Origin of the sequence: Nitratireductor sp. GCM10026969 (assembly GCF_042660605.1) — a bacterium.
In the GTDB taxonomy this organism is placed as follows: Bacteria; Pseudomonadota; Alphaproteobacteria; order Rhizobiales; family Rhizobiaceae; genus Chelativorans.
This window is the reverse complement of the sequence record NZ_JBHSUM010000186.1, coordinates 1-7665: the sequence shown is the minus strand read 5'-3', so window position 1 is coordinate 7665 and position 7665 is coordinate 1. Positions and strand designations below refer to the sequence as shown.

The window sequence follows — 7665 nt, the reverse complement described above, 5'->3', positions numbered from 1 at the left end:
CGGAGCATCTGGATGGCGCGGCGATGGTCTTCGCCGCCACGGGCGACGAAACGCTCGATGCCGCCATCGTGGCCGACGCGCGGGCCCGCGCCATTCCTGCCAACGCGGTCGACCGCCCCGAGCATTGCGATTTCTATACCCCGGCGCTGGTTAACCGCGCGCCCGTCGCCATCGCCATCGGCACCGAGGGTGCCGGGCCGGTACTTGCGCAGATGATCCGCGCGCGGATCGACCAGATGTTCTCGCCGTCCCTTGGCCGTCTGGCGGAGCTTGCCGCTTCCTACCGCGACGTGGTTGAAAGGAAGGTGCCGAAAGGTCCGGCGCGCCGCCGCTTTTGGAAGTCATTCTTCACCGGCGGCCCCGCCCGCGCCCTCGACAGGGACGACGGCCCGCGTGCCGCGTCCGCCGCGGATGCGCTGCTCAAGACCCGGGGAACGGAACTTGGCCATGTCGCGCTCGTCGGCGCTGGACCGGGTGCGCAGGATCTCCTGACCCTTCGCGCCCAGCGCCTCCTGATGGAAGCGGATGTCATCATCCATGACGCGCTGGTGCCCGAGACGGTGGTTGCCTTGGGCCGGCGTGACGCCGAGCGCATCGCAGCGGGCAAGCGCAAGGGCTGCCATTCCAAGACTCAAGGTGAGATCAATGCGCTCCTGGTGGAACTCGGCCGTGCCGGAAAGCGCGTGGTGCGGCTCAAGTCCGGCGATCCGCTTATCTTCGGCCGCGCCGGCGAGGAGATGGCAGCGCTTCGCGATGCCGGCATTTCCTACGAGATTGTTCCAGGCGTGACCGCCGCGTTCGCCGCCGCGGCCGATTTCGAGCTGCCGCTCACCCTGCGCGGCGTCGCCTCCTCCCTGGTCTTCACCACCGGGCACGACCTGAAGGGCCATGCCCTTCCCGACTGGGCCAAGCTTGCCGTCTCCGGCGCGACGGTGGCCGTCTACATGGGCCGTTCCACCGCCGCCGAGGTGGCCGGAAGGCTGCAGGAGGCCGGGCTGTCGCCGGACACGGCCGTCGCTGTCGTCGAGAATGCCAGCTTTTCGAAGCGCCGGCTCTTTCACGGCACGCTCTCCGACCTGCCGGCGCTCAGCGCCCGTTCGGACCTGACCGGCCCGGTGCTGACCGTCATCGGAGACGCGGTGGCCGGCGCCAATTTCGCGCTCTCGCAACCGCTTGCCGCCCGGCGCGATGCCGATGTGCCGCCCGCCAACGCAGACAGGAAGTGACGCCATGAAGCTCTTGACGGCAAACAGGCTGTCCGACGGAGAAGCGGTGTGGTTGGCGGCCGGCGGCCGCTGGGTGGAGGATATCGCCCAGGCCGAGGTTGCCCGCGAGGCGGAGACCGAGGCGCGCTTGGAAGAGACCGGTCGCGCCGCGGCCGCCCGCAACGAAGTCGTCGACGTCAACCTGATTGACGTGGAGTTCGTGGACGGCGCCGTCCGCCCCATCCGTTTGCGCGAGCGCATCCGCGCCGCCGGTCCCACCATTCACCCCGAACTCGGCAAGCAGGCTCGCAGGCCTGCCCTCGCCCCGGTCTGAAAAACGTCAGGGAACACCATGTACCGTTACGACGAATTCGACCATGCTTTCGTGAAGGCCCGCGTCGCCCAGTTTCGCGACCAGGTCGAGCGGAGGCTGTCCGGCGAACTGACGGAAGATCAGTTCAAGCCGCTCCGGCTGATGAACGGCGTCTATCTGCAGCTCCACGCCTATATGCTGAGGATCGCCATTCCCTATGGCACGCTGGCGCCCCGGCAGATGCGCATGCTGGCGCATATTGCGCGCACTTACGACAAGGGCTACGGCCACTTCACCACGCGCCAGAACCTGCAGTTCCACTGGCCTGCGCTGAAGGATGTGCCGCAGATCCTGGAGGATCTCGCCTCCGTCGAGATGCACTGCATCCAGACCTCCGGCAACTGCATTCGCAACGTGACCGCCGACCACTTCGCCGGTGCGGCCGCCGACGAGGTGGCGGACCCGCGGCCCTACGCGGAGATCCTCAGGCAGTGGTCGTCGCTGCACCCGGAATTCTCCTACCTGCCGCGCAAGTTCAAGATCGCGGTCACCGGCGCCGAGCGTGACCGCGCCGCTGTCCAGGTCCACGACATCGGCCTGCATCTGAAGAAGGATTCGTCGGGCCGGCTCGGCTTCGCCGTCTATGTCGGCGGTGGGCTCGGCCGCACGCCGATGATCGCCAAGAAGATCCGCGATTTCCTGCCGGAAGAGGATCTCCTGTCATACACGACCGCCATCCTGCGCGTGTACAACCTTCACGGCCGCCGCGACAACAAGTACAAGGCGCGCATCAAGATCCTGGTGCACGAGACCGGCACGGAAGAGCTCAAGGCCCAGGTGGAGCGGGAGTTCGCGGCGCTGAAGGACAGCGAGCTGAAGCTGCCGCAGGCCGACATCCAGGCGATCGACACCTATTTCGCGCCGCCCGCCCTGCCGGCGCGGCGCGAGGGTGACGCAGCCGTCGCAACGGCGGCTGCCGCCGATGCCGGCTTCGCCGCCTGGCTCGGGCGCAACCTGCACACGCACAAGAATCCGGACTACGCTTCCGTCATAATTTCGCTGAAGGGCATCGGCGAGGTGCCGGGCGATATCTCCGCCGACCAGATGGACGCGGTGGCGGAGCTTGCCGAACGCTACGGCTTCGACGAGATCCGCGTCAGCCACGAGCAGAACCTGGTTCTGCCCCATGTGGCGCGCGCCGATCTCAAAGCCGTTTATGACAGGCTCGTCGCGATCGGCCTTGCGACCTCCAATGCCGGACTTGTGACCGACATCATCGCCTGCCCGGGCCTCGACTACTGCGCGCTCGCCAACGCCCGCTCGATTCCGGTGGCCCAGGAGATTGCCACCCGGTTCGCCGACCAGACGCGCCAGGAGGAGATCGGCGACCTCAAGATCAAGATCTCCGGCTGCATCAATGCCTGTGGCCACCACCATGTCGGCCATATCGGCATATTGGGCGTGGAGAAGAAGGGCGCCGAGCTCTATCAGGTCACGCTCGGCGGCTCCGGCGACGAGAACACCTCGATCGGCGACATCGTCGGCCGCGGCTTCGGCCCGGACGAGATCACCGATGCGGTGGAGACGATCGTCGAAACCTATCTTGCGCACCGCCTGGACAAGGATGAGGCCTTCCTCACCACCTACCGCCGGCTCGGCGCCGCACCATTCAAGGAGGCCCTTTATGGTCGCGAAGCCAGGGCCGCTTGAGTCCGAAATGCCTAAGGCCGAACTGGAAGCGCTGGAGCTCGCCGCCTCGCTGGAGAGGCGCTACGGCCATCTGGAGGCCGAGGCGATCATCGAGGTTGCCGTCGAACGCTTCCGCGAGGCCGGCGGGATCGCAACCGTCTCCTCCTTCGGGGCCGATTCGGCGGCACTCCTGCATATGGTCGCGCGTCTCGACAGTTCCCTGCCGGTGCTGTTTCTCGACACCGGTCAGCATTTCGGCGAGACGCTGGACTACCGCGACCAGCTCGCCGACGATCTGGGCCTGACGAACCTGCGCATCGTGCACCCCCGGCGCGAAGCACTTGCCATGCGCGATCCCGACGGGGTCCTGCACAAATCGGATACCGATCTGTGCTGCGAGATTCGCAAGGTCGAGCCGATGGCGCGCGCCGTGGAGCCCTATGCGGCCTGGTTCACCGGCCGCAAGCGCTACCAGTCGGACACACGCACCGGGATGCCCGTGTTCGAGGCGGTGGGCCCGCGCATCCGCATAAACCCGCTGGCCCGCTGGACCACGGCAGACCAGGCAGCCTATATGCGCACACACGATCTGCGGCAGAATCCGCTGGTGGCCTTCGGCTATCTCTCGATCGGCTGCTTCCCCTGCACCGAGCCGGTGAAGCCCGGCGAGGACGAGCGCAGCGGACGCTGGGCCGGCACGGCCAAGACCGAGTGCGGCATTCACCTGCCGGGGCTCGAATCCATAACTTCGGCGGCCTGAGGAACGGATCATGAGCGCGAACGAACAGACCCTGAGCCCGCGGCTGTGGACCGAGGACGGCTTTTGCGAGAACACGTGGATGCGCTCTGAGGAGGGCGCGGCGCTGCCCGAGACCGGCAATGTCATCCTGCCGCTCGCCGCCTTCCTTGCGCTCGATCCGGCGGTTCGCGAGGCCGCGCTTCCCCGGTTGGGCGTCGAAGTCCTGCCGGGCGAGGGAATCGAGGATCTTCTGCCCTTCCTCGACCGGCTGCCGCTGATCGCGCTCGTCTTCCCCGCCTTCAATGACGGGCGCAGCTATTCGAAGGCCGAGCTTCTGCGTGCCCGCCACGCCTATCGCGGCGATCTGCGCGCTACCGGCGACGTGCTGATCGACCAGATCGCGCATATGCTGCGCTGCGGCTTCTCCAGTTTCGAGATCGTCCATCCCACGACGCTCGCCCGTCTCGAAGCGGGCGAGCGGGGCGGCATTCCGCTTCACTATCAGCCCGCGGCGGCCGCGGCCCAGCCGGGGAATTATGCCTGGCGCCGCCTGGCGGGGTAGAATCCGGCCTCCTTGACTCGCAAAATCCGACCTGCGGCACTATTTCTCGGGTGAAGGGGTGTATTGCGCGCGAATTTGGGTATAATCCGCGCCTCTCCCGAGTCGTCCATGCTGGCGGCTTTGCCGCCTCAGCGCCGGCCTTGGTGCCCGCGTGGAATTCGATCTTGAACAACGCCAACTCGAAAGAAGGAAGAACATTGCAGGTCATCGTTCGCGACAACAATGTCGATCAGGCTCTCAAGGTGCTCAAGAAGAAGATGCAGCGCGAGGGCGTTTTTCGCGAGATGAAGTCTCGCCGCTCCTACGAAAAGCCTTCCGAAAAGCGCGCCCGGCAGCGCGCCGAGGCCGTGCGCCGCGCTCGCAAGTTGGCGCGCAAGCAGGCACAGCGCGAGGGCCTTCTGCCCAAGAAGCGCCGCGCCGCTTGAACGCACTTTCCCGTCCGTGATCGCCGGACATTTTCATTAGAGTCTTTTTGCGCCGGGCCTTGCCCGGCGCTCGTGTGTGCAGCGTTTAGGAGAGGCGCGGCTCAGCGCCTTCGCGTGCCCGGGCGACGCCGTTTGGTCGGAACGTCGGCTGCGTTGTCCTCCGCCTTGTGCAGCTTGCCGAGAAGCTCAAGAAACTCCGTCGGCAGCTCGCTTTTCACTTCGAGACCCGGCAGTCGGCGAAGAAATCGAATATTCTCCGCCTCGCGAATCTGTCGGCGGATCGAACGCGCTGCCTCCGATTTCTTTTCGAGTCTCGGCAGCATTGTTTTCGTTTGATCCTTTGTTTGTTTCTACTTGCCGGAATAACGAAAGAAGCGGAATATCGTTCCGAAACAATGTTTAAGCGGCGGGCTCCCGCTTCAGTTTGGTAAAATTTGCGTAAAATTTAAGGCTTACGCATCCCGTATTTCTCTCATGAAAACGACAGGACCGGGTGGCCGAGCACGGAGAAGTCCGGTTCCACCCCGAGACCGGGGCCCTCGGGTGCCTTCATGGCGCCATTGACGCGCCCGGGCGCGTGCCGGGCGATTTTCCTGGTGCCGTAGGAGTTGAAGTCGGTCGCCGAAAGCAGGAAGTCCGAAGGCGTCGACTGGGCGAGATGGGCGATGGGCGCCGTGGTGATGTCTCCGCCCCACGTGTCCTCAATCGTCATCGCCACCCCATGGGCCATGCATACGTCGCGCATGGCGCGCGCTTTGGTGAGTCCGCCCACCTTGGAGATCTTCAGGTTGACGGCGTCCATCGCGTCTTCGGCAAGCCCCCGCACCAGCACCTCGAGACCGGCGATGCTCTCGTCCATGACAAAGGGCTTCGTCGTGCGCCGGCGGATCGACAGGCATTCGTCATAGGTCCGGCAGGGCTGTTCGATGTAGACGTCAAGGTCCGCCACCGCATCGACCACCCGCGCCGCCTCATGCCGTGTCCAGCCGGTATTGGCATCGGCAACCAGGACGTCGCTTGCATCCAGGATGTCGCGGCAGGCGCGGATGCGGGAAATGTCCTCGTCGGCGTCGCCGCCGACCTTGAGCTGGAACTTGGTGTAGCCTTCCGCCTTGTAGCCGGCGATCTTTTTCGCCATCGTCTCTGGCGCTTCCTGGGAAATGGCGCGGTAAAGGCGCACCTCCTCCTGCGCCATGCCGCCTAGGAGCTTGACGAGCGGCATTCCGGCGGCCTTGCCGAGCAGATCCCAGCAGGCCATATCCAGCGGTGCCTTCACGTAGGGGTGGCCGTTGAGGGCGGCATCCATGGCCCGGTTCACCGTCCCGATGTCGGTCGGGTCGAGTCCGATCAGCGCCCGCGCGATCTCCTGCAGCCCGGCACGCACGCCAGCGGCATAGGCCGGCAGATAGGCCGGGCCGAGCGGGCAGCACTCGCCGTAGCCGGCCAGGCCGCTGTCGGTCTCGATCGCCACCACGGTGGAATCGAACACCTCGACAAAGTTGCCGTTCGACCAGGCGTAGCGGCCCTCCTTCAGCGGAAGGTCGACCTGGTAGGCGCGGATGCCGGTGATCTTCAAGGGCCAATCTCCGTTTCGAACGCGACCGCGTCTTCTGTGTGCGGTGATCACGAAATGGTCAGCGAAGCATTATCAGGTTCCTGTGTTGCTGTCCCCGCACTAGGTTTCGACGTGTTGATAGACTTGCGGAAAGGAGATGGGAGATGAAGCTGACACGACGCGCGGCGATGATCACTGGCATGACGGGACTGGCGATGCTCGGCACCCGCATTTCCCCTGGTTTTGCCCAGGAGGAAGGGGGTGACACGGTTTCGCTTGGCGAAGGCGAATTGACCGTCCATCCCGTCAGCCACGCCTCCGTGGTGCTGGAGGCGGGTGACACGGTAATCTATGTCGATCCGGTGGGTGGCGCGGGGCCCTATGAAGGCTTCCCCGAACCCGATCTCATCCTGATCACGCACGAACATTCGGATCATTACGAGCCCGAAACGCTTCAAGCGCTGATTGCCGACGACACGCAGATGATCACCAACCCGGCGGTCTTCGACATGCTGCCCGACAGCCTGCGCGACAGCGCTTCCCAGCTCGCCAATGACGAGAGCACCGAGGTGGCCGGGATCGGGATCGAGGCCATCCCCGCCTACAACACCACGGAGGACCGCCTGCAATATCACCCCGAAGGCCGCGACAACGGCTATGTGCTCTCGCTGATGGGTGGCCGGGTCTATATCGCCGGGGATACAGAGGACATTCCCGAAATGCGGGCGCTGGAAGACATCGACCTCGCCTTCGTGCCCATGAACCTGCCCTACACCATGACGGTGGAGCAGGCGGCTAGCGCGGTGGCGGAATTTGCGCCGATGGTCGTCTATCCCTACCACTATCGCGGCAGCGACGTGGAGCGCTTCAAGAGCCTCGTGGAGGAGGAAAGCAACGATATAGAGGTGCGGCTCGCCGGGTGGTACGACGGCTGAACGACGGGCCGGCGCGCGCGCCGTGTCAGCCGCCGTCTTTCTTCCGGGCATCCTCGCGGGCGATCTGCCCCCAGCTGTCATTCTGTGCCAGAATGGCGCGCAGATAGGCGATATTGGCCCGGGCTTGCTCGGGTGGAAGCTCCTGCGCGGCGATCTGCTCGGCCTCCGCGAAACGGCCCTGCAGGCCGACGGCCAGCGCCAGGTTCTGGCGCACGCGGCTGTCCGCTCCGGGGGCCGCCGCC

8 protein-coding genes and 1 pseudogene are annotated in these 7665 nt (G+C 65.5%); 7 read left to right on the top strand and 2 right to left on the bottom strand.

Features of this window, described 5'->3' with window-relative positions; translation table 11 throughout:
• From cysG to rpsU, 6 genes are all read left to right on the top strand, one after another.
• Positions 1-1226 (top strand): siroheme synthase CysG (gene cysG / locus ACFP9U_RS22465; RefSeq protein WP_378624878.1); only part of this gene is annotated, 1226 nt, incomplete at its 5' end.
• 4 nt (positions 1227-1230) lie between these two features.
• Positions 1231-1539, top strand: a complete 309-nt coding sequence (locus ACFP9U_RS22460; protein WP_378624876.1) for a DUF2849 domain-containing protein — start codon at positions 1231-1233, stop codon at positions 1537-1539.
• 18 nt (positions 1540-1557) lie between these two features.
• Positions 1558-3228: a nitrite/sulfite reductase gene (locus ACFP9U_RS22455; RefSeq protein WP_378624874.1), complete on the top strand. Its 1671-nt coding sequence runs from the start codon at positions 1558-1560 to the stop codon at positions 3226-3228.
• Positions 3203-3967, top strand: coding sequence for a phosphoadenylyl-sulfate reductase (locus tag ACFP9U_RS22450; RefSeq protein WP_378624873.1), 765 nt, complete (start codon positions 3203-3205; stop codon positions 3965-3967). The genes ACFP9U_RS22455 and ACFP9U_RS22450 overlap by 26 nt, the downstream gene beginning before the upstream one ends.
• A 10-nt stretch (positions 3968-3977) precedes the next feature.
• Positions 3978-4508, top strand: coding sequence for a DUF934 domain-containing protein (locus tag ACFP9U_RS22445; RefSeq protein WP_378624871.1), 531 nt, complete (start codon positions 3978-3980; stop codon positions 4506-4508).
• A 197-nt stretch (positions 4509-4705) separates the two neighbouring features.
• Positions 4706-4933: a 30S ribosomal protein S21 gene (rpsU, locus tag ACFP9U_RS22440; RefSeq protein WP_007010888.1), complete on the top strand. Its 228-nt coding sequence runs from the start codon at positions 4706-4708 to the stop codon at positions 4931-4933.
• Positions 4934-5405: 472 nt separating this feature from the next.
• On the opposite strand, the gene ACFP9U_RS22435 is transcribed toward rpsU, so the two are convergent.
• Complete coding sequence (locus ACFP9U_RS22435; protein WP_378624870.1) at positions 5406-6509, bottom strand: cis-3-hydroxy-L-proline dehydratase; 1104 nt, start codon at positions 6507-6509, stop codon at positions 5406-5408.
• 143 nt (positions 6510-6652) lie between these two features.
• Between ACFP9U_RS22435 and ACFP9U_RS22430 the strand changes: the two genes are divergently transcribed.
• Positions 6653-7423: an MBL fold metallo-hydrolase gene (locus tag ACFP9U_RS22430; protein WP_378624868.1), complete on the top strand. Its 771-nt coding sequence runs from the start codon at positions 6653-6655 to the stop codon at positions 7421-7423.
• A 25-nt stretch (positions 7424-7448) separates the two neighbouring features.
• On the opposite strand, the pseudogene ACFP9U_RS22425 reads toward ACFP9U_RS22430, so the two are convergent.
• A pseudogene (locus ACFP9U_RS22425) lies at positions 7449-7665 on the bottom strand (pilus assembly protein TadD); the annotation flags it as partial.

Bases quoted from the DNA above. Each gene is read 5' to 3' on its own strand.
- ACFP9U_RS22445 (WP_378624871.1), top strand. From the start codon at position 3,978: ATGAGCGCGAACGAACAGACCCTGAGCCCGCGGCTGTGGACCGAGGAC.
- ACFP9U_RS22460 (WP_378624876.1), top strand. From the start codon at position 1,231: ATGAAGCTCTTGACGGCAAACAGGCTGTCCGACGGAGAAGCGGTGTGG.
- ACFP9U_RS22430 (WP_378624868.1), top strand. From the start codon at position 6,653: ATGAAGCTGACACGACGCGCGGCGATGATCACTGGCATGACGGGACTG.
- ACFP9U_RS22450 (WP_378624873.1), top strand. From the start codon at position 3,203: ATGGTCGCGAAGCCAGGGCCGCTTGAGTCCGAAATGCCTAAGGCCGAA.
- ACFP9U_RS22455 (WP_378624874.1), top strand. From the start codon at position 1,558: ATGTACCGTTACGACGAATTCGACCATGCTTTCGTGAAGGCCCGCGTC.